Genomic DNA, 232 nt, shown 5'->3' on the forward strand with positions numbered 1-232 from the left:
AATGATACTGGCCGGCAGCTTACGACGACGGTCAATACGGACGAAGAGGTTGTCTTTCGGGTCAAACTCGAAATCGGGCCATGAACCGCGGTAAGGGATGATACGTGCGTTATACAGCACTTTACCGGAAGAGAGCGTTTTACCCTTATCGCTGTCGAAGAACACGCCAGGACTACGGTGCAGCTGAGGAACGATAACACGCTCTGTACCATTGTTAACAAAGGTACCATCG

Annotated in this window: 1 protein-coding gene; it reads right to left on the reverse strand. The window is 50.9% G+C overall.

All coding sequences use genetic code 11. The features are described 5' to 3' along the window. On the reverse strand, nt 1-232 hold a 232-nt coding region (locus KVT28_RS27135), incomplete at both ends, for a hypothetical protein (RefSeq protein ID WP_217551436.1).

It is taken from the genome of Pantoea sp. GbtcB22 (assembly GCF_019091025.1).
GTDB lineage: Bacteria > Pseudomonadota > Gammaproteobacteria > Enterobacterales > Enterobacteriaceae > Pantoea > Pantoea leporis.